Genomic DNA, 19,228 nt, shown 5'->3' on the forward strand with positions numbered 1-19,228 from the left:
AATTTCCTTAACCGTGTTTTGGAAATGCGATCAGGTTGTCGTCGGTGTTGGCATATTTATCTGCCACTTTACGAGCTTCCTGATCATTTTTGTTGCGACCGCGTTGGTCGCGGCTTTCACCGTTCGTGGCGTGTGAGTGGATTTGCAAATCGCGGCGCTGCGCCAGAATGGTTCGTTGTAATTCAACAATCTGTTTGCGCAGGTCTTTGATTGACCCTTCGTTACGGACTTCGCCTCGAATGCGCTCTTCTTTGCGCAAATCCTTGCGTAATACAGTGATATAGAGCTGATTATTTGATAATTCTGCACACGCCAGAAGGTCGGCAGGTGTCCAACTGTCCAGCGCTTTCGAGCGGATATTGTCATGCCAAAACGGATCGGCTTTTTTCTCCAGACCCGCATGCGCCGGAGGTTGAATAGTATCCTCGGTAGCATTTTTCATGGCCTGAATCTCCGCCGTCGAACTATCCGAGCGGGTTCGTTTTGTTGCCATTTTGTATTTACCTGAAAACTAAAAAAATCGGGTTAGCGTTAAATTTGGGGGATACGGGTGGTCATTCAGGACGAGCGCTTTGAAGTTTTACCCCTCCCCCACCCCGCAAATGAGAGCCAATATCATTTCACTTGAAATCATTTCATTTTGAAACCATTTCCGTGTCGCTCATTTGCAGCTCGGCACCAAGCAAACCTAGCGCCACCATCCCCTCACCATCAGGATAGCCACGCAGCACATCACGCAATCTTTCCTCGGCTTCTCTTACCTTCGCCTGGCTTTCAACTGATAGCGAAGCAATCAGCCCTTTAAACATCAGTAGCGTTTGCTGGTCGTTTGTCATCATTTACTCCAGTGTGAATTGGGATCAAGCGGCATGCCGTTAGCATCGCACCCGATGACCGTGCCGCTCTTCTCCATCCGCTGCTTAGTAGCGCTGTGGTGTGACGTGCACAGCCCCTGCCAGTTCTTTTTATCCCAGAATAGTTTTTGCGCTTTTGCTATCGCTATCCTGTTACCTGACATCAGCGCATCTTTCAGCTTGTGTGGTTCAATGTGGTCAACGACAACAGCGGCTACCGTTCTGTCCTGCTGTGCGCACATGACGCACAATGGATTCTGTTGAAGGAATACCCGACGCGCTTTGTCCCACTTGCTGCCGTATATCCTTGGCTCTTTCACTCTACTGCCTCGATCGGTTCTGCCGTATTGGTATATGTCGCTACCGTTCGATTGATGTCGTTGACAAGGTAGGCGGTATCACCTGCTAGCAGTGTGAGGCGTAATAACTCACCAGAACGAGCAACAGCATAGATGGTTTTCTCAACAGGCTTCCACTCGATAGACTCGACAGACTGAATAATTTCATTGCGATTTTGGGTAATGATTTTAAGTGTGTACATAGTGGTTTCTCGTGGTGGTGGTAGAAATAAAAAAGCCACCAGCCTGTTAAGGTTGATGGCTATGGTTATCAAGTAACGCTGCAAGCTTAAGTGATTATGTTTCCCTTGTGATCAAACTGAGTACATTCTTCTGTTATTGGTTTCCCCACATTGAGGACAATACTATCGATGCGGAAAAATTCAGGGTAAAGATCCTTACTAAGGTTGCTCAATATTTCCCTTTGTCGCTGTCGCGCATTTTCCATTGAGCTGAAGACACCAACAACAGATGCTGACGAATACCTAAACCCATGAGTCAAAATATAAACTTTTTCCATCTTCCGACTTCCGTATGAGAAAAAGAAAACATCTTATCTAATTTAAGCCAGCATTATCGATGGCCCTCGTAAAGGCCACCTGTAATGCCTATCGTGGTTTTGGTGGAGTTGGTGGCGGTGCAGGCCGCTTCACTTTACCCCCTGGCTTGTATGGAGGTGGTGTCGGTGCTTTTCTCCCCATAATTATCTTCCTACCGATGCGCGCCATTGGTTCAGTGTGTCCACCTGACCAGCGCAGATTGATAAGGCTGTTTGAAGTGCTAGCGCGTGAGCACCGATATCACCCCATGTGCTGCCGGCAAGCTGCGGCTGTTCGCAGGCTTTAAATACAGACTCAGGGGGTAACAGAACTATGGGCACCGGCTGCGGTGGTATCTGTTCCGCGCAAGATGTCAATGACAGAGCCAGGAGCATCGCGCTTAGCGCAGTTGTCGTTTTTAATCGCATCCCTGTATTTCCTCTGGTACGTTTCCCCTTGCTGGCGTAGTTGCTGCTCTCGTTGTTGTTGCTCTGCTGCCAAGGCTCTGTTCTTCCGGTCTTGATCTTGCAGAGTTGAGATTAGTCCTGACTGCTGCGCCAGCGTTTTTTTCTGTTCTGCCACCTGTCGCTGAGACTCCTGGTAATTGTCGTGGTAATAACTGGCCAGCCTGCCAGCGGCAATCAAAGCCACCAACAGGACACCAATTACCATCGTCCGCCAACTGAAAGCGATGTTCATGTTTTCGTAGTTTTCCCTTTGCCTATGTCCGCCAACCAAAGATCAATCACACCGTTGACGTCGCCCAACAGCCTGCTGATTTTCGATTCATGCTCAGGCTTGACCGTTTTCCATGCATTCAAGCCGGTACCGAACACACTGACGATCTGTTTATCTCGCTTAAACTCAGCACAGGCCTGATTGAGTTCTTCCATGACACTAAACTTGCGAGGATTGGCCGCTGCGCCTTTCGTCCAGTAGTCGTAAAGCACATCGTCACATTCATCCTGATACTGGATGACGGTGTCACGGATTTCTGGCTTGACCTTATTGGGCTGAATGGTTGCTAACCAGGCCGCCAATTTACGGAGTTGAAGACAGAGCATCGTTTGAGGCCCACCAGCGGTAGGGATACTGATTTCCCTGACCCCTTTAGAAAATCGAGATTTCAATTTCTCAACCTGCCCCTGATACGTTAACCCCATACCATCAATAATCGGCCGCATCGGGGTATAAGGCTCGCCGTTATGGTTAACGACATACAGAGCATTGCCGTGGAACGGCACTGTGATTGCTTGCATCGTGTATTTCCTTTAGAAACGAGCCTCGTTGCCCAGAAACGCCGCCCACAGAGAAGGTCACCACCTATAACGGCGTTCCTCCGAGGCTAGTTTCTAGAAGACTCTGTGTGATTTATGCGCCGGGCATGGCGCGATGATTTACTGCGGATACAAAAAAACCTCGCACAATGGCGAGGCTCAGTATTTTTGCTACGATTTAAAAATTATCAGGATTTTGTTTTATACGCCCGCAGGATCCATCTGCACTTTTCAGCATAAAGTTTCACGACAGGAACAACTCACGCTCTGCAGCGCGTCGTCTAACTAATCCACGCATCTCTTCGCCATTGGCAAACTTCCAGCGCTTGAACTCATCAGCTGCGCCTTGCGTGTCCCCTGCATTGAATTTCTTCACCAGCGTTGATTGAGCAAAATTCTTTCCGCCAATGTTGAACGCTAACGAAACCATTGCGTCAAACTGGTTCTGTGCCAGAGGACGATTAATTGCTGTGTTTACGGTCAGCTCAAACACAGCTAAATCTTCATCAAGGAATATTTCAGCTTGCGCCTCTGTGATTTTGTCACCCGAATTAACACCCCTGGTATGACCCCAGCCAATCGTGAAGGGTTTACCGCCTGTGCCAGGATCTGGATAAGCTTCCAACTGAAGTGACTCGAATTCCTTGATTAACTTTCGTCCATATTTACTTGTTTTCATTCCGATTGCCTCCGCCGAAACGATTACCGACATACCCAGACAAAAACGCACTGAGCTTTTTCACACCGACAAAACCGATAAAACCACCGATACCAACTGTTAAGGCTTTCGGCACATCGAAATAATCCAGAGTTGAATAGGTTGTTAGCGCCAGCGCACCGCACATCAAGCCCTCGAATATAGTTTCCTTCCAACTGCTGCCGGAATACGCCATTCGCAGAACTGCCATCACGACCGCCATGATTACGCCACCGATTGGCACATCACCGCGCCACCATGCTGCGAGAATTTCTGAGACATCCGCCCAGCTATGGGGACTGTTTGGCATTTTCATAACCTCCCCCTTGCCGGGGCTTGGCCCGATCTACGGGTAATAAAAACAGAAAAGGCCACGCGTTAGCACAGCCTCGAAATTATTCGCCTGTTATTTTCCCACCTCAGGTAGCGGTGGTATCTTGGGAGTTCTCACACAACCAAGAAGGATGCATTATGAGCGCAGTTCACAATCTGTGGCACGTCATCAAGGCAAAGGTCTGCCAAAATCGAAACCTCAATCACTCCGCATATTATTCTGGCAGCCAGCAAGATAACTGTATTAAGAATCGCTCTGCACAGATACTTACCTTAGAAATCGTGCTAAATGAGCACCGGAAAAAATTTGCCACCATTTTTGAACCACTTAAAGGCAAAAACGCCCTTTACCATTTAATCTTCACAAAAACAGCCTGGAAGCCGTCAGAAATTCGTAAGCTCTCTTTAAGCGATAGTCTGTTTGTGATCCAAGATGAACTTCGTATTGATAAACTCCCGAAGGATATACAGGATTTTATTGAATCACTCAGTTTACCAAGCGTGGCTTTTACTTTTGATGAGCTTTTAGAAGAGGACTGGGATCCCAAGGAAAACTCAATTCCCCTGGTGTCACTGAATTAGCGTAGTATTCCAACGCAGCATCAACCTCTGAGAGCTGCTTCAGCAGGGCGGCTCTTTCAACTTTTAACTTATTGTGGTGAGCCAAGTGCAGCCGCTGCTGATTTAGCCAATCCTCAAGCTGTTCAGTGCTCCAGCCAGGATTGAAAAAGTACGGTTCGTTCTTATCCATCGATAGACCCCTTACATAAAGAAAAAGCCACGCAAAAGCGCAGCCTCAAAATAATTCTGTGATTCTGTGATTTGTAGGTTGACCTATATAATAGGTTTACCTATAATTACTACATCAGCAGGACGCTGAAACGGGAAGGCCTCTACCGAAGCAGAGGCCAACATGAGGAAAGGGTTATGATGAAGTCAATCATCATCCTGATTGTTCTCTTAGTGATTAGCTCGCCAGCTTACTAAGACAGTCAGGAGGGAGGGGGAAACCCCTCCTACCCTCACCCCTCAATTTTAGGAGTTTGATATGGCTCAGTCAATAACAGACATTCAAAAGCGTAGTGATGAGAAACGCGGCGTTAAGGTGAAAAGCGTTAAGCTTCATGTTGACACAATCGCACTACTTGAACGACTGGCTACCGATACAGGCGCCACTCAAGCGAACGTCATCACTGAAGCACTCAAACTGTATGAGCAAAATCTAAAGCAGTAGCATTTACGGCCCCTGCCTGGGGCCTTTTCATTCCGGATTTAGGTAAGGCTTCGAACTGGCGTTCCCTGCTTGGAAGGCAGGTATTCTACCCCTGAACTACAGACGCAAAAAAACCCGCACAATGGCAGGCTGAGAAAGTGACAAAGGGCACCATTTCTGATGCCCTTTCACAGGAGCGGTGGCTTGTCATCGCCTTTTCCCCGCACCTGGCTTCCCGCTACCAAGAAGTCTCGCAAGTCCCCTTAGGGTACAAGTCCAGTTACGAAGCACGCTTACTGACAAAGTGTTCGTGGTTACGACGCTGCATGACGGTAGCAATGCTTTTTAGTGCAGAGTTATTGGCGTTGCTAACCTGTAGAAGTTCAAGGACGACCCCAAGACCAAGCTTTGCAACCAAAACACCAAAGAGTTCATCTGAATAAGATTCAGAGATAGACTCGACATCCTTCAAATCCACTTCAACCCTAACTTTATCGTTCAGGTAAAATTCGATCTTCTGCCTTTCAGCTATTGCCAGACGGCGCGATGCTAAATCCCCGCTGGGCAAAGGTATCTTAACTGTAGTCATCTCGCCCCCCTTGCAGTTGCTCCATTATATCCAGTATGTCCTGAGGAATTTGCTCTTCAGGCTCGACTGATAATCTAGATAACTTAAACCTACACGATAACGCTACACCTTGCCAGTCTCTGGTTAAATTTCTGTAGGAGGCACAACCGTCAACATAATGTAAACATGAATCCCCAGTGGCCAGCATTAACTCCCCATCGTAGCGTTTTACAAGTGTCATCAAATGAGAAAGCCCGAGCCCCTGATGATTATTGCTCCCTTCCTTCACTGGAACTGCTGAGCCAAACACATTTCCACCCATGTGCCCGTCCGGTAGCTGTTGAGCCCATTCATCTTGAAAATCAGCATTCTTGGACGAGTTACCTTCCTGTATGCACCACTCTATGGCCTCCTGATGGGTGGCAACATTCGGAATGTTAACCCTTCTGAGTTCGCGCAAAAAACCCATGCCACAGTCCGCTAGGGCAAACTCCAAGTAGTGATCTTGTCGGTTGGTATAAGGAACAGCACTTTTCTGCGCAAAAGAATAGCCTGTTGAACGCCCATGAGACCAAACGTTGTCATGCATTTCTCCAACAACATGATTCAGGGTTGTTATACCTGTAGGGTATGGGGTGCCATCAGGATAGGCTAGACGACGAATGCAGTTATTGATTGACGTTGTTGCTTCATTAACCGTTTCAGCGGAAATTAACGGTGTCACCATGCTGTAGTTGACACCTAAATTAACTCTTTCCTGTCCATAGCAATCGTTACCCCACAAAGCACCATATAGGCCGACGGCTTGCATGTACCCTTCGTTAGGTAAACAGCACTGCCCTTGCTCCAAATTATGCTGGTTTATATATGCCGCCAAAACGGCCATACCCCCAGGATGAAGATGAAGCTTGGAAGGAATTGCCAAGCATCCGGTCTGCTTACTGTGGAATGCAGGTATTTGTTGGATACCATCAATCAAGCTTAATCCCATTGAAAATCCCTATTTCTGATGTTTCGAGGGATAATACTCCGCAGCGCACATAAGAGCAAAAACCCCACCATTGCTGGCAGGGTTTGAAATTTATTTAGTGTGTCTCACGCACGACTTCCCACTATTTGTAGAATTTACGCCATCTTTATGCAAAATGCAACCCTATGTTGTAAAAATGTCGGCATCCGTACCGAACATGCATCACTTGGTTAATTTTTGAAACTCAGTTGCAGCTACGCCTTCCTCAATATCACATTTAGCCACCAGCGCTTCATAGAATGGCTTCCAGTTACGCGACCATGATGATTGCGTCAGTTCTGGAAGCAACGCTGTGATCGCTTTATAAGCCGTTGACGAGGGTGTCCGGCTAAAACCTTTCCCGTTGCAGCGTTCACAATCTTTAATAACCGGTGCGCCGCTGGCCTTCGTTGCGCACCGGTCAAGCGCCTTGCCTGTTCCTTTGCAATTTCGGCAACGTTTGTGGCGTATACCTTTCCCGTTGCACGATGTGCATAACTCCTGCACTGTCTGGGTTTCAACCACAGGGGGGATCTTTTCTTCGCCGTCCGCGCCAATATATCCAGCATACTTCACAACATCTCGCCTGACGGACACCAACCCCACTCCGTTACAATCGTGACACGTAACACCGGTACCGGCAGAGTGTGAGTATTCTTCATAGGCAAATACGGCGAGAATTTCCATACACCGAGCCATACGTCTGCCTGCCACCTTGCCTACGTGCTTGGGTGCCTTCCGCTTGGCATACTGAGCCAGCGCAACGATCGCCCGTGTTTTATCCTCCTGGCTAATACCGGTTTTACCCAAAAATGCCGCCATCCCAAATTCAGCTTTCGACTCGGCCATACCCAGCGCAGCCATCACGTCAGTACCCGTAACGCGATCTGCTGATGTACACGTTGATGAATCGGTAATTGCCAAACCCTGGGGGCTGAAATGCTTTAACGCCGCTTCCAGTCTCATTTTTGCCACCTTTCACCTAATGAAATCAATGCATTAATTATTGCATATATTGCAACAAAAATCATTTCATTGCATTTTACGAAACAACATAACAACCAGTGCTACGCCGCCTCATGCATACCAATCAGATTCAGGTAAACCCCATCGCTATCAGCATTCATATCCTGATAGCGTGGATAAGTCAGATACCATTTCAGCACATCAAGCGCCTCAGCGCGGGTAATCGGCCTGATAGTCTCCAGTAAGTGATCAAGATATTGCTCCCTGTCCCACAGATGCATATTTTCATTGGGGTACTCGTCGGGATACAGCTCCCTAAATGCGCTATTTCGCATGGATGACAACCAGTCCCAATATTGAATTTCCCTCACCACATCGCTCAGTGTGTAGGGCTCAGGGAGCACATCAGTAAAAACGTACTCCCCAGGCACTTTAGCCATAATGTCGCAACAAACCTCCTGATAGGCCCCATATACGTCTTCGATACTGCGCTCAGCCTCAACTGGCTGGAACACCGCCTCCAGGCTGCCAAATACGCCACGTACGGAACCAGCCTTCTCATACTGTACTTTTGCCTGTTCAATATAATACTGAGGATTGTCCATCCACATGGTGGTAAATACCGATGTCCAGCCGGCCCCTTTCGCCTGCAGGTAATGCGTGTAATTATCCTGCGCCTGTTTCGGCGTAATGGTCAGTTTCTTCAGCGCTTCTTCTGCGGCGGTTATGTGTGCTGGCTCGCCGGTTTTGATAACCTCCAGCACCCACAAATAGGCGTCGGTCTGTTTGTCCCCCGTGATGGTGCTCTGGGGCGGCAACGGTTTGGGAACTGCTATCGCCGTGCTGTATTTCTTTTCTGGAATGGTGAAGAGCACCCGGTGTTCAGGGTTATCGCGAAACAGTCCCGAGCGACGGCAGATGGACTTTACCGTGTTGAGATTCACACCGGTCAGGCGTGAAATGGTTTTATAGCCTTTACCTTCTCGTTTGAGGCGCAGGATTTCGGCTTTCTGGTCTTTCATAATTGCACACCCTGTGTTCAGCCTGATACAGGCGGCCAACAGGCCGCCATACTCATAACATCATTCGGTCTATTCTTCGCTGTCGTCTGGCATCATCAGAACGACGAAACGCGGCTGTTTTCCATCAATTCTTAACGTCTTTTTGGTCATTCCCTTAGCCGGTTTGTCCAGCATGCCGGCATCGGCCAGAGCCTGCGCAAACGCGACAGGATTGGCGCCAGAGGCAATCTCATCGCGGAACACCGACGGGTAGGTATGGAATATCAACGTCTCAAGCCCCGGGCGCTCTTCCCGATACCCGGCCAAATCCCGGATCGGTAAATCACGCGGATCTGTATGTGGATGAGGTAAATAGCGGCTGTAACCGAAGCGTTGCAAGAAGGCTTCCGCCTGCTCGACCCAAGCCTTGGACTCACGATTACCCATGCCGAACTCATTAACCCAGGCGTTGAAACTGTGTTGCAGGGCATCGCGGCTTTCCTGCTCGCTCCACCCTGTAAGCACTTTAGACAGGATCAGCGCCCCCTCCAGCACGGCAAAGCGTGACGCCACCCGACGAACCTGTTCACTGGCTTCCTCGGGCAATAATCCCAACCACCGGCGTTCAGCAGCACGAACTGCATCAACCGCCTCCTTTTTCTGGCTGGCAAGCTGGTTGATCCACTGACGGCCCACAGCACCGTAGTTCTGCTTGCAGGCGTCGCGCATAGCATCAGCATGTGTTTTACCGTCGGTATAACCGTGATACTGCGCCGCTTTGGTGATCGGTACGTTGAGCAGGCGCACCAGTTGCCCGGCGTTAATTTTTCCGCCATCAGCACGAATATAACTTTCCATATCAATTTCACCGGTACTGAACGCCATCGCCCGCCATCGTTTGATATCTCGGTTGCCGCCGTCCTTAGCACCCTGAATCTTTCCCACGCCGTTGAAGAGTGCATAAGCTGCATCAGCTACCGCCTTGCGGTTACTACCCTGACCGATTTCATCCAATGGCATAAATCCATCGTTGTGCGCTGCCGCCTCATTCACCAGCCCCAGCGCGGTAGAGTACCAAGTGAGTTTTAACGCATCCGGCTCACCGTAAACCGTACTGGCCGCATTACCGGTGGTGGTTTTACCTGCCGACGAACCACCGAACAGATGGACGCCAAAACCGTCTGCCCCAGCGATACCAATCAGCGGTGCAGCCAGTGCACAGGCAATGCCCAGCATCATTGACGGGTTCCCCTTCGCCAGTCTAGCGACGCTATTACGCCAACTCTCCGACGTTCCCTTGACGGTATAACCCCGAGCAGCAGCAGAGCGCCCATTGAACAGCACCGGTTTCTCAGGATTACCCAACACTTCGCCGTCGGGCATGATGTAGGCGCCACATTGCCACCCACTGGCGCTGGCGATCGCCCACATGTCACGTTGCCCACTACGCTGCAGGTGATCGGCAAGAATGGCCCTCAGACCGCTCTTTGAGGTGACTAGCATCCCGCCAGCCTTGAGTTTGGCCCAGCCGTCACGTTCACCAATATCACGCAGGGGCACGGCTTCCGTACGTCGCTCGTCACTGCCTTCCGGTGTCCAGGCGAGGATCAGGTAGCGCTCTGCATCATCCTCACCAACGCCCACCACCTCAACAAACGACGAGAGCCACACCTCTTTTTCGATAACCTCCCCGCTGTCCTTGTCCAACTTGGGTTCCACCCAGTACAGACCGCCACGGCGTCCGTCGATATAAGGCTTTAGGTCGTCTTTCGTTGGGCGGCTTTCTGCAGCGGTAATCTGGATGCCTGCCAGCTGATACAAGCCATTGACGAAGTCCTGTCGGGCAATATCAACGCCATGCAACTGCCGGTGGTCGTCCCAATCGGCTTTTACCTCCCCCGGCGGGAGAGTGATCCAACCATCAACGGCTTTTGCCGCTTTCTCTGCCGCCAGTCGGCCAGTGTTAATGCGAGGTTTACCCTGTTCATCAACTTCACCCGGCGCGTGCCAGTCATTGTCACCGGCGATAACGATCCGCGCTGCCTGGTATGCTTCACGAAAAGCCTGCGCCACAGGCAGCAGGTTTCCGGCGTCAATCGCGGCAACATGCAATACATCGGGCATCAGTAACGCCGCTGTAACGCTGGTGGCGTTACCTTCGGCGATTACAACCGTTTCAACCGTATCGGGTAGTGGCCATGGCGCAATAAACGCGCCTTTCTTTTTAGTACCGGACAACAGACGCTTTTCGCCTGTCGGTTTGATGATCTGCGCGCCGGTAACCGCCCCCGCCATCGACCGCAACACCAGAACCATCGAGCCATCGTCCAGCAGGGCTTCGAAGAGGCTTGGAAGCCCCTTATTAGCGAGGTAGAGCGCATCACCCGGATGGGTTTTCAACAGCAATTCCGCGACACGGTCTGCGATCGGCTTCTCGTCCCTGTCCTCACGGGCAGGTTTGACGGGCGAGGGAGTGACGATTGCTGCTTGTTGCGCTGAACGGTCACCGATACCCAGCACCCCAGCCACCATATCTGCGGCTTCAGTGATACCGATGCGGTGCGTACGCGCTACTAGGTCAAGACCATCGCCATGATTCGGCGCATCGCATTGCCGACAATGCCACTCACCGCCGTCGTGATCGTCGATAAAGTGAAACCGATCAGTACCGCCACAGACAGGACATGATCCATGCCCATCACGAGCAGGAACATCAACGCCACACATCGGTAAAAGCTGGGACCATCCCCCCTTTGACTGGCGTTTTACCTCTCGGATCAGTTCGATGTTACGCATCAGTGCATTACCTCTTCAGGAAGCGGGCCGTTGTCCGTCAGCTCGATGGCCTCGAAAAATACCAGTTTCAGCTTTTCTGTCGCTTCGATGCCCAGTGGAGTCAACCACTTAGAAGAGTCTGGCGGCGCCACCATTCGTGCATACATCCTTAGCGCCATCTGGGTGCCCTCCTCTTCGCCCAGATGCTCAATCATAGCCCCCTCCATATGGCTGGCTACGGCGAAACGCATGGCCCGGGGATACATCGGCAAAATATTCAGATTGCCGTTGACCTCATGCGTGAAAGAAGGTGAGCCAGTTGATTCCTTTTGGTAATTCCGCCAGCAATCGACAAAACGCCAACGCCAGAAAAGCAGCATATCGTCTGCCGATGGCTCACCCATCTGACCAACCCAAAATGCCATTAACTCGGCGTCTAACAGACTAACGCTCACTTCCTGCTCATTAATCCATTTGGGAATATCTTTCGCCAATATTGTCGCGATAAACGCTCTTCCATTTTGAGAATGAACAGTAATATCCAATAGTCCCTCTTCCGACATTCCTGGCGTTAAAATAAATTCGCCTGAGCGAATAATTTCAGGAGTAGTTTTCGTTACCATTAGTACATCTCCAAGCCAAGGATATTATTCGTGGGATTTTTCAGTGCAACTTCTACCGCGTTACTCATCAACGAGTTCATAAACTCGATGCCTTCCGGCGTTAATTTGCTGTTGTCTTTATTCAGCATGCCGGAATAGGTCGATACCAACAGTTTGAAGCTGTTCGCCTTCCCGTATTTTTTAAAGCAGGCAGCTTCAAAGCACTCTGTCAGGCAACGGTGCACAGCCTCTACACGCAACTCGCCAATGATGACCTGCTGGCGATTGACCGTTACCGTACACACCGGGTGTCCACCGCTACGGCGTTTGCAATAATCTACAAATGCTTCCGTAATATGCTTACGATTTAATTCGATTGAGTGAGTCATATTATGTCCTTTCCGAATTCCGGCCGAGTGAAGCCCCCGACCGGCGTCGGTATTAAATTTTTTGATAACGATTAATTAATGCTGGACGTTAGCGTTTCTTTTTCTGCTCACGCTCACCAATATTAAAGTTTGCGGTTTCCGCATTCGTTTTCAGTGCAGCGGCAATTCCCGGTAGGTGCATTAACATTTCACCTAAATTGCGTAAATCCTCTCGCGCATCTGATCCCGAGTAATTTTCACTATCACATGCCCAGAAGGCCAAATTACCTATCGCGCCCAACCCGGAAATGATGCCTTCATAGGCCGAATCAGAGTGCTGCCGGATGTAAAACAACGCATCGGTATCTTCTTCCTGCATAGTCGCCCGGGTTAATACCTGCTCAATGTGGCTCATGCCTCACCTCCGAACAATTCACGAAGATCGACGCCGTACACGTCCAACCATGCGCCCGCTGGCCATGACTTAACGCTGCCATAGCGCGGATCTGGCACATCAACCGCTGCGACTCCGTGCGCCTTACACCAACGGCGCAGCTCCACGAATCTGTACTCGCCGCCGGTCTTGCCCTCCACCTTGGTGATGGTCGCGTGCTTCACGCTTTCGCCTAGGCGTTCTTCCAGCTCACGGCATTTGCGGGTGGCCGCGCTGAGTTTGCCAAGGGCAGAGGCTTCGCGTTTGCGGCTGATCTGCGATTTGGTGCGCACGGCGTGATCCGCTCGTTCCTTTTCGGCCAGCCGACCTTTTTCAGACTCAATGGCCAGTTGCAGGATTTCCAACTTCGACAAGTCGGCCGGCGCAGGCAGTGCCTTGGCGTCACGCTGGGTGAAGTAGAACTCAGTCAAGTCGTTGTAGTAGTCCCACGCCCGATCGGTTTCTAGCATTTTCGCGTGGTTGGCAGCACCTCGCTCCGTCCAGAGCTTCAGGCGTGGTGTGCGTTTATCAACTACCCCTCTTAAAGAGGGTAAGTTCTTCAGGGACTGAAGTTCTTCACCCTCAACATCGAAATAGTGCTTACCTTCGATAAAGCGATTTTGGTTCCGTGAAAAGTTATTGCTGATCATTTTCTCAGTCGCACCATACCCCGCCGCCAGCTGCTCGGTGGTCGCCACACGCTGCCCGCGATACTCGATGATCTGCAGGTCTTTGGCCTCGACGGCCACCAGTTCAGTTTTCTTAGCCATTGCACACCCCCTGTTCGTTTTCCACCGCCGGTTGTTCACCGAGATCCAGCGCATTAGCCGCGCGCTGCGCATAATCACCAGCCGCGTCAACTACCGAGCCGACGTATCTCAAAAGGTGGTCGTTACCGGATGCCAACATCTGCTGAGCACAGTCCAGCAAATCAGCAGTTCGCTGTACGTGCAGCAACACGTCTTCATAAGTCTGATAGATATGGGTCTTATTCATTTTCGGCCTCCGCACCACATCGGGCGATTTCCTCAATCAAGTCGATAAGTTCAAAACAGATTTGCTTTTCTTTCCCGCTCGATGTCAGATAGCCGGCAGCGGCTGCCAACGCCTGAATTTTGCCGAGAGCGTCGATAGCATCCAATTCCATAACATTACACATGGTTCAGCTCCCTCAGGCGATTTTCTTCCAACAGCCAACAAACCGGATCTGCAGCGAGGTTCACCGCCATTTCGACCAACGTCTTTACCTCATCGGAATCGATCACATCAGCGGAAACCGCCAGTGATGACAGCAAAGCATTCAGTTGCAGAGCCTTATATTTGGCCTGACCTAACGTGGTTTCATGCGACATTGGCAACCTCCTTTATTTCCGGCGATACATGCCACCCGGCGCGTTGCGCCAGCTCAACGAAGCATTCCACCGAACAACAGAAATGATGATCGGGGATCGGTAGGTTCGAAGTGATAACGCCGTTCTCGACGTACAACATCACTCGGCCAGTAGTGCCCGGATAAATGCCAAACAAGGTCAGAATTTCAGGGGGAATGTTATGCATGAGCCACCTCCGATGCAGACTGACGCTGTTCGTAAACCCACATAAAACCTTCATCAGTGGAGAAAATTTGCAGGCGACAAGGCGCAGCTGTGCGGATTTGAGCGGCAAAGGTCAGCGTCCAGCGAGGGAATTTGGCGCGAGCGTCAACCTCGGTATCTGCCTCAGCTCGCAGCACAGTCGGCGTGGAATCCGAAAATTCGTTGGGGGTGCCCAAGAACAGGTATACAAATTTAGGGCGAGTTTGGGTACTATGTGATAATTCCATAGTGTTAGCTCCGATAACGTTGTGGATAGAAGCCCGGCAAGTGTTGGTAGCACTTTCGGGCTTTGCCATTTTAGCCTTGCATAAAACCAAGGTGCACATACACCTTACATTTAGGTGCACATACACGTCAACGATTTTATTCTGCTTGTTTTCCTGTATAGTGTTTCTACACCAACAAAAGGGAAACGATATGGCGACAGGTTTCAAAAACAATCGGTCAACAACAAAAGGGATTCGCTTCCCGCATGACTTAATTGAAGAGATCGACTCCAGCGTTGAGCGTGAGAAAGCAGATAATCCCAGTATTAATTTTTCGTCCTGGGTACTCGATGCATGTGGGCGTAAGCTCAAGGCAGAACAACGCAAGAAAGCTAAGGAATCTCCAGAGGACTGACCTACGAAATCTTCGTAGTGCCTACCCCGTCGTTCTGCAATATACTGACAGTGCTTCTGATTGAGAAAGCCGTCGTCCCAAAGGGTCACATTCGCAGTGTGACCCTTTTCTTTGCCTTTAACCTGCTGATTAGCCGTAAAAGAATGTTTACCATCCTTTTGAATACCCGGTGTGCAGGTAGCGACGAATTTCGTCGGAACCTTCAAACTCGGTAAATCGCAGCGTTTGGTTTTCCGACGCACTGCGTCGCAGGCTTTCGGAAGATTCAACGGGTTAGGTTGTGCAACCTCGAATAAATTGTGCAAGTTTTGCGCGTTAACAATGTTTACTCGTAACTGAACTGAAATCACCGGGCCTGTGTGCTGGACAACATCGCGGCAGCCCTTGAACGGCGCGGTTCTCTTAGGACACACCCCATAGATATTAGCCATCATGAAAGCACCTCTTTCTTACCGCCGCCAATCAGCCCGAGCGGAAGTTGCTTGAAATCGATCACCAGTTTTTTCGCCTTTTTCAGTACCGGCAAATCAACCTGGCGCTTCTGCAAACGTCTGCCTGCATCAGATGAGTCTTCGTCCGAAACTTTCCATGCCGTAGCAACGATATTTTCCATGTGCTGAATAGCGTCGTGCAGTTCTCCTGCACCGTTACCTTCGAGTTCAGTCATGTGATCGAACACTTGAGCTTGAAGCTCATAGCTGTAACTCATCGCCATCAAACACGCTTCGCGCTTAGAGAATGCATACCCTGGATATTCTTCACCGTTCTGCTCGTTCTTTTGGGGGTGTGAGAAATTTTTCGCACACCCTTCCCCCAGAACTCGCGGGACTTTTTTCATAAAGTCAGCATGGCGAAGCTTGCGGTATTTCTTGCACGGAAAGGTCAGCCCTTCAGCCTCCGCTTTCGATTTACGTTCTGCGTTTATGTAATCCACCATTTCAAGGCTGCTCATGGTGGGAGCCAGAGACAATAAGTTGACTTTGGCATCCACCAGCTCCGCGATATTAGCGCCGGAGGTGAATTCAGGGTGAGTTGGGGCCCGACCAAGAATGGCCGTACTTTTCAGTTTCATTGGTTATTCCTCGTTAAGCGGAACGACGGCTATATGGGTTATTAACGTTTGTAACGGCTGGTGGATTTCGAACCCACCACAACACATCACTGAGAAGCCAGGCGCATGAATTACGGCCAAAGTGGCAGCGGGCCGGGAACTTACCTTCATTCTCAAACTGCCAGCGGGTGGTGCGGGATAGGCTGGTAATATCCAAACACTCACGCTCGCGGATGCGTTTATCGTAGGTGAACCCATACTCCGCTAAAATACTGCGGCGCTGTTCTGGTGTGGGTGGTGTAAAGATGGCCTCTAACATACTGTCTCCTTTTGTTTGGAAGCTATGGAGAACAGTTTAGCGCTAAAGAACTGGATAAAAACCCAGTAATGATATTTGTTGTTGTATGAGAAACCATACAAAGGTGACGCCCCAACAATTTTGTTCATTGGCCCACCTCCGTAGCTGCTTTGGCTTTCCGGCGCTCATGTGGATTATGCACACCACCGCTAGCAGGAGGGTTGCGAATCCACCAAAGCAGATCGCTCAGTAACCAGGCGCATGTTTTTCGCCCCAAGTGACGACGGGTGGGAAATAAACCGTCGCGTTCATATTGCCAGGCCGTAGAACGTGAAATTCCTGTGATGCGCCCTCGCTCAGGCTCTTTCGCATTACGATCTTTAGGCTCGCCGTATTCGGCAAGAATTGTATGGCGTTGTTCAGAGGGAGAGTATGTATATTGCGGCATTTTGCCTCCACTGTTTGCATGTTGTGGAGACCATTTTTATATCTATTTAAATAGAATGATATTTATATAAACCAGATAAAAACCATCAAGGCGTTAAATTTATAAAAGCGGTTCAAAACACATACCGCTTTTAATTTCAAAACCGGTTTTGTTAATTCTTATCGTTAACCCATCGCCTAACGCTTGCTAAGGATGGTGGCTTCGTATATTTACTATAGATTTCCTGATAAACAATAGCGCAGACAGCATCCACACTCATATTTGGGTTTTTCTCAATAATTCCCTTCGCAATAGAAATAGTTTCTTCTTTATGCTCGTGAGTCGGACGCCCTCCTGTTTTGCCCAATTTTGATGCGAAATTAGCCTTATCTTCTGCATATCTTATCGGATAAAACATAATCATATAGAGAGCAAAAGCTTCATCATTTCTTTCTTGAATAACGTGTAAAATTATCTCGAAAGCTAAAGGAAAAAATAACAATTTTGACACCCTTAGCCTCCTACACAACTCCACGGCACTTAAGTTCAAAAAATGACAAAAAGTTCCTTCTTTGTAACCGACATTATTCCAGATAGAAGAATACACTTCGGAGTAATTTACCGTTTCCTTAATAAAAAACTCTTCATATTTCCTAAAAAAATACTCACAATCTTTATCAAATGTATCTCCTGCAATAGACTCAATGAAACCATTGTTAACTTCATTCTCATCAATATCATAGACTTCATTCAAAGCAGTAACATGTCTTTTGTATTCATCGCTTTTAATAAACTCTCTCGGAACTATTTCATTAAACTCTTCTACAAGTTTGGTCGAGTCTTTAAACCATATATCATGGTAATTTTTTGCACTCATATATCACCTCTACCTTAATTTCTTTATTAGAATGACATTGTCATTTTGTCCAGAAATAACTTCCAGCCTTTCGACCCATTTGCTGAGTGCATCCAGTTTTTCTGGCAAATACTGACTGCGGTTGTAAACAGCCATGACCCCCCCCAGCGTATGGCCAAGTAGAAGCTCTACGATATGAGGAGCGATCCCGAGGTCACTCATCCCTGTTGAGAATGTCCGACGCAAATCGTGAAGCCGCCAGTGTTCGGAGTGACCCAGGCGCTGGCATATCTTGCGCCCAGTCTGGCTCACCGCCGAATCAGTCTTAATTTCACCCAATAGAAACCCCGACTTTTTGTTCTGCTGCTTTAGCTGATCGATAAGGGGACATAGACGATCTGGAATAGGCCTGATTATCTTCTCACCATTTTTGCTATGCGCTTCCGGAACGGTCCATAGCTTATCGCGCAGGTCCCACTCTTTCAGTTCCGAAAGCCTAACTTCTCCGGTACGGGCACCAAACGAGATCAGCAGCGATACAAGGTTGGTGTAGTACGGCGAGAATGAATCGTTTTTTAAGGCGACCAGCAGATCCGTCAGTTCTCTGCTCGTCAGAACCCTTTTCCGTTTACTGGTTTTGACCCCAATATCCTGCATCGTGAGCCCGTCAAGGACATGACAAACAGCATAACGCCGTATGCGGCAAAACTTGAAAGCTTGCTGACCCATCTGTAAAACCATCCCAGCGACGCTAGGAGCGTTTTTCTTCGTTCTGGCTAGGCAGGTAAGCCAATGGTGAGTTTCGCAGTCAGAGAGCGCCATATCGCCAATGTAGGGGTATATGTGATTGGTGAACCGCTCACGATAGCGTACATCGTTCACCAAATTCCCATCAACGTACTCTGTGAGCCAGTATTCGAGAGCCTCTTTCACCGTCACTGGCTTCAAGGTCGCTTCCCTGCCAAGCTTGAACATGCGCTGAGGATCGCGCCCCTCTGCCAACCAGGCGCGGCATTGGTCACGCTTTTCTCTGGCTTTTGCAAGAGTAAGATCAGGGTATTTGCCCAAAGCGAGCATCAAAGCAGGAGTATCACGCCCGCCAAGGCGATATTTGTAGAACCAACTGATAGAACCGGCCTTACTGACCCGAATCATAAGTCCCGCCCCATCAGAGATCTTTGACTCTCGCTCGCTCTGCCTACCCAGCAGAGCCCTGAGCTTCTTATCCGTTAGCTTGTTCATTCCATAAGCCATGCACAGCCTCTCGCTTGATGTTTCTGAATCTCATTGTATAGGGTCGGTTCAAACACGCCCAAAGTCGGTTCAAGGTCGGTTCAAGAAATAGAAAGATAACAATATAAATCATATACATATAAATATTGAACCGACTGAACCGACCGAACCTAC

33 protein-coding genes are annotated in these 19,228 nt (G+C 49.4%); 4 read left to right on the forward strand and 29 right to left on the reverse strand.

Going from position 1 to position 19,228, the window contains the following annotated elements; genetic code table 11:
- Window positions 1-7: 7 nt before the first annotated feature.
- The 10 genes from ACQKDS_RS14695 to ACQKDS_RS14740 form a co-directional block, all read right to left on the reverse strand.
- Window positions 8-493 (reverse strand): terminase, encoded by a 486-nt coding sequence (locus ACQKDS_RS14695; RefSeq protein WP_399672054.1) that lies wholly within the window; start codon window positions 491-493, stop codon window positions 8-10.
- A gap of 142 nt (window positions 494-635) precedes the next feature.
- The gene (locus ACQKDS_RS14700; RefSeq protein WP_399672056.1) at window positions 636-839 is read right to left on the reverse strand and encodes a hypothetical protein; all 204 of its coding nucleotides are present in this window, start codon (window positions 837-839) and stop codon (window positions 636-638) included.
- Window positions 836-1,174, reverse strand: coding sequence for an HNH endonuclease signature motif containing protein (locus ACQKDS_RS14705; RefSeq protein ID WP_399672058.1), 339 nt, complete (start codon window positions 1,172-1,174; stop codon window positions 836-838). The genes ACQKDS_RS14700 and ACQKDS_RS14705 overlap by 4 nt, the downstream gene beginning before the upstream one ends.
- Window positions 1,171-1,395, reverse strand: coding sequence for a hypothetical protein (locus ACQKDS_RS14710; RefSeq protein ID WP_399672060.1), 225 nt, complete (start codon window positions 1,393-1,395; stop codon window positions 1,171-1,173). The genes ACQKDS_RS14705 and ACQKDS_RS14710 overlap by 4 nt, the downstream gene beginning before the upstream one ends.
- Window positions 1,396-1,481: 86 nt before the next feature.
- The gene (locus tag ACQKDS_RS14715; protein ID WP_427622609.1) at window positions 1,482-1,712 is read right to left on the reverse strand and encodes a DUF7336 domain-containing protein; all 231 of its coding nucleotides are present in this window, start codon (window positions 1,710-1,712) and stop codon (window positions 1,482-1,484) included.
- A 183-nt stretch (window positions 1,713-1,895) separates the two neighbouring features.
- The gene (lysC, locus tag ACQKDS_RS14720; RefSeq protein WP_427673883.1) at window positions 1,896-2,159 is read right to left on the reverse strand and encodes an Rz1-like lysis system protein LysC; all 264 of its coding nucleotides are present in this window, start codon (window positions 2,157-2,159) and stop codon (window positions 1,896-1,898) included.
- Window positions 2,047-2,430: a hypothetical protein gene (locus ACQKDS_RS14725; protein WP_399672062.1), complete on the reverse strand. Its 384-nt coding sequence runs from the start codon at window positions 2,428-2,430 to the stop codon at window positions 2,047-2,049. Before ACQKDS_RS14725 ends, lysC begins: the two co-directional genes overlap by 113 nt.
- The gene (locus ACQKDS_RS14730) at window positions 2,427-2,990 is read right to left on the reverse strand and encodes a phage antirepressor N-terminal domain-containing protein (RefSeq protein ID WP_399672064.1); all 564 of its coding nucleotides are present in this window, start codon (window positions 2,988-2,990) and stop codon (window positions 2,427-2,429) included. The genes ACQKDS_RS14725 and ACQKDS_RS14730 overlap by 4 nt, the downstream gene beginning before the upstream one ends.
- 262 nt (window positions 2,991-3,252) lie before the next feature.
- Window positions 3,253-3,687, reverse strand: coding sequence for a lysozyme (locus tag ACQKDS_RS14735; RefSeq protein ID WP_399672066.1), 435 nt, complete (start codon window positions 3,685-3,687; stop codon window positions 3,253-3,255).
- Entirely contained in the window at window positions 3,674-4,021 is a 348-nt protein-coding gene (locus ACQKDS_RS14740; RefSeq protein WP_399672068.1) for a phage holin, lambda family, read from the reverse strand. The genes ACQKDS_RS14735 and ACQKDS_RS14740 overlap by 14 nt, the downstream gene beginning before the upstream one ends.
- A gap of 155 nt (window positions 4,022-4,176) precedes the next feature.
- Here ACQKDS_RS14740 and ACQKDS_RS14745 point away from each other — a divergent pair, with 155 nt between their 5' ends.
- The 3 genes from ACQKDS_RS14745 (at window position 4,177) to ACQKDS_RS14755 (ending at window position 5,272) form a co-directional block, all read left to right on the forward strand.
- Entirely contained in the window at window positions 4,177-4,620 is a 444-nt protein-coding gene (locus tag ACQKDS_RS14745) for an ECs1072 family phage-associated protein (protein WP_399672070.1), read from the forward strand.
- A gap of 345 nt (window positions 4,621-4,965) precedes the next feature.
- Complete coding sequence (locus ACQKDS_RS14750; protein WP_390900751.1) at window positions 4,966-5,025, forward strand: type I toxin-antitoxin system Ibs family toxin; 60 nt, start codon at window positions 4,966-4,968, stop codon at window positions 5,023-5,025.
- 61 nt (window positions 5,026-5,086) lie between these two features.
- Window positions 5,087-5,272: a ribbon-helix-helix protein, CopG family gene (locus ACQKDS_RS14755; RefSeq protein WP_399672072.1), complete on the forward strand. Its 186-nt coding sequence runs from the start codon at window positions 5,087-5,089 to the stop codon at window positions 5,270-5,272.
- A gap of 259 nt (window positions 5,273-5,531) precedes the next feature.
- On the opposite strand, the gene ACQKDS_RS14760 is transcribed toward ACQKDS_RS14755, so the two are convergent.
- From ACQKDS_RS14760 to ACQKDS_RS14825, 14 genes are all read right to left on the reverse strand, one after another.
- On the reverse strand, window positions 5,532-5,840 hold the full coding sequence (locus tag ACQKDS_RS14760) for an STAS-like domain-containing protein (protein ID WP_399672074.1): 309 nt from the start codon (window positions 5,838-5,840) through the stop codon (window positions 5,532-5,534).
- A complete protein-coding gene (locus ACQKDS_RS14765) occupies window positions 5,827-6,810 on the reverse strand; it encodes a hypothetical protein (RefSeq protein ID WP_399672076.1) in 984 nt (327 codons plus the stop codon). Before ACQKDS_RS14765 ends, ACQKDS_RS14760 begins: the two co-directional genes overlap by 14 nt.
- Window positions 6,811-7,011: 201 nt before the next feature.
- Window positions 7,012-7,794, reverse strand: coding sequence for an antitermination protein (locus ACQKDS_RS14770; protein WP_399672078.1), 783 nt, complete (start codon window positions 7,792-7,794; stop codon window positions 7,012-7,014).
- A 101-nt stretch (window positions 7,795-7,895) separates the two neighbouring features.
- The gene (locus ACQKDS_RS14775; protein ID WP_399672080.1) at window positions 7,896-8,816 is read right to left on the reverse strand and encodes a hypothetical protein; all 921 of its coding nucleotides are present in this window, start codon (window positions 8,814-8,816) and stop codon (window positions 7,896-7,898) included.
- Window positions 8,817-8,885: 69 nt separating this feature from the next.
- The gene (locus ACQKDS_RS14780) at window positions 8,886-11,591 is read right to left on the reverse strand and encodes a DUF927 domain-containing protein (RefSeq protein ID WP_399672082.1); all 2,706 of its coding nucleotides are present in this window, start codon (window positions 11,589-11,591) and stop codon (window positions 8,886-8,888) included.
- The gene (locus ACQKDS_RS14785; protein ID WP_399672084.1) at window positions 11,591-12,193 is read right to left on the reverse strand and encodes a hypothetical protein; all 603 of its coding nucleotides are present in this window, start codon (window positions 12,191-12,193) and stop codon (window positions 11,591-11,593) included. The genes ACQKDS_RS14780 and ACQKDS_RS14785 overlap by 1 nt, the downstream gene beginning before the upstream one ends.
- A complete protein-coding gene (locus tag ACQKDS_RS14790) occupies window positions 12,193-12,561 on the reverse strand; it encodes a hypothetical protein (protein ID WP_399672086.1) in 369 nt (122 codons plus the stop codon). Before ACQKDS_RS14790 ends, ACQKDS_RS14785 begins: the two co-directional genes overlap by 1 nt.
- A gap of 88 nt (window positions 12,562-12,649) precedes the next feature.
- Complete coding sequence (locus ACQKDS_RS14795; protein WP_399672088.1) at window positions 12,650-12,955, reverse strand: hypothetical protein; 306 nt, start codon at window positions 12,953-12,955, stop codon at window positions 12,650-12,652.
- Window positions 12,952-13,743, reverse strand: a complete 792-nt coding sequence (locus ACQKDS_RS14800; RefSeq protein ID WP_399672090.1) for an ORF6N domain-containing protein — start codon at window positions 13,741-13,743, stop codon at window positions 12,952-12,954. The genes ACQKDS_RS14795 and ACQKDS_RS14800 overlap by 4 nt, the downstream gene beginning before the upstream one ends.
- Window positions 13,736-13,969 carry a hypothetical protein gene (locus ACQKDS_RS14805; RefSeq protein ID WP_399672092.1) on the reverse strand — a complete coding sequence of 78 codons (234 nt, stop codon included), beginning with the start codon at window positions 13,967-13,969 and terminating at the stop codon, window positions 13,736-13,738. Before ACQKDS_RS14805 ends, ACQKDS_RS14800 begins: the two co-directional genes overlap by 8 nt.
- Window positions 13,962-14,132: a hypothetical protein gene (locus ACQKDS_RS14810; protein ID WP_399672094.1), complete on the reverse strand. Its 171-nt coding sequence runs from the start codon at window positions 14,130-14,132 to the stop codon at window positions 13,962-13,964. Before ACQKDS_RS14810 ends, ACQKDS_RS14805 begins: the two co-directional genes overlap by 8 nt.
- Window positions 14,125-14,325, reverse strand: a complete 201-nt coding sequence (locus ACQKDS_RS14815) for a hypothetical protein (protein WP_399672096.1) — start codon at window positions 14,323-14,325, stop codon at window positions 14,125-14,127. Before ACQKDS_RS14815 ends, ACQKDS_RS14810 begins: the two co-directional genes overlap by 8 nt.
- Window positions 14,315-14,530, reverse strand: a complete 216-nt coding sequence (locus ACQKDS_RS14820; protein ID WP_399672098.1) for a hypothetical protein — start codon at window positions 14,528-14,530, stop codon at window positions 14,315-14,317. The genes ACQKDS_RS14815 and ACQKDS_RS14820 overlap by 11 nt, the downstream gene beginning before the upstream one ends.
- Window positions 14,523-14,894, reverse strand: coding sequence for a host cell division inhibitor Icd-like protein (locus ACQKDS_RS14825; RefSeq protein WP_399672100.1), 372 nt, complete (start codon window positions 14,892-14,894; stop codon window positions 14,523-14,525). Before ACQKDS_RS14825 ends, ACQKDS_RS14820 begins: the two co-directional genes overlap by 8 nt.
- A gap of 91 nt (window positions 14,895-14,985) precedes the next feature.
- Here ACQKDS_RS14825 and ACQKDS_RS14830 point away from each other — a divergent pair, with 91 nt between their 5' ends.
- On the forward strand, window positions 14,986-15,189 hold the full coding sequence (locus ACQKDS_RS14830; RefSeq protein WP_399672102.1) for a YlcI/YnfO family protein: 204 nt from the start codon (window positions 14,986-14,988) through the stop codon (window positions 15,187-15,189).
- A 430-nt stretch (window positions 15,190-15,619) separates the two neighbouring features.
- On the opposite strand, the gene ACQKDS_RS14835 is transcribed toward ACQKDS_RS14830, so the two are convergent.
- The 5 genes from ACQKDS_RS14835 to ACQKDS_RS14855 form a co-directional block, all read right to left on the reverse strand.
- Complete coding sequence (locus tag ACQKDS_RS14835; protein WP_399672215.1) at window positions 15,620-16,141, reverse strand: Rha family transcriptional regulator; 522 nt, start codon at window positions 16,139-16,141, stop codon at window positions 15,620-15,622.
- Window positions 16,142-16,274: 133 nt separating this feature from the next.
- Entirely contained in the window at window positions 16,275-16,559 is a 285-nt protein-coding gene (locus tag ACQKDS_RS14840) for a helix-turn-helix transcriptional regulator (protein ID WP_337047241.1), read from the reverse strand.
- Window positions 16,560-16,683: 124 nt separating this feature from the next.
- Window positions 16,684-16,986: a helix-turn-helix transcriptional regulator gene (locus ACQKDS_RS14845; protein WP_399672104.1), complete on the reverse strand. Its 303-nt coding sequence runs from the start codon at window positions 16,984-16,986 to the stop codon at window positions 16,684-16,686.
- Between the two features lie 151 nt (window positions 16,987-17,137).
- Window positions 17,138-17,842: a hypothetical protein gene (locus ACQKDS_RS14850; RefSeq protein WP_399672106.1), complete on the reverse strand. Its 705-nt coding sequence runs from the start codon at window positions 17,840-17,842 to the stop codon at window positions 17,138-17,140.
- A gap of 9 nt (window positions 17,843-17,851) precedes the next feature.
- A complete protein-coding gene (locus ACQKDS_RS14855; protein ID WP_399672108.1) occupies window positions 17,852-19,075 on the reverse strand; it encodes a tyrosine-type recombinase/integrase in 1,224 nt (407 codons plus the stop codon).
- Window positions 19,076-19,228 lie beyond the last annotated feature (153 nt).

This window comes from Serratia sp. NPDC078593, assembly GCF_050268245.1.
Classification (GTDB): domain Bacteria; phylum Pseudomonadota; class Gammaproteobacteria; order Enterobacterales; family Enterobacteriaceae; genus JBNNGK01.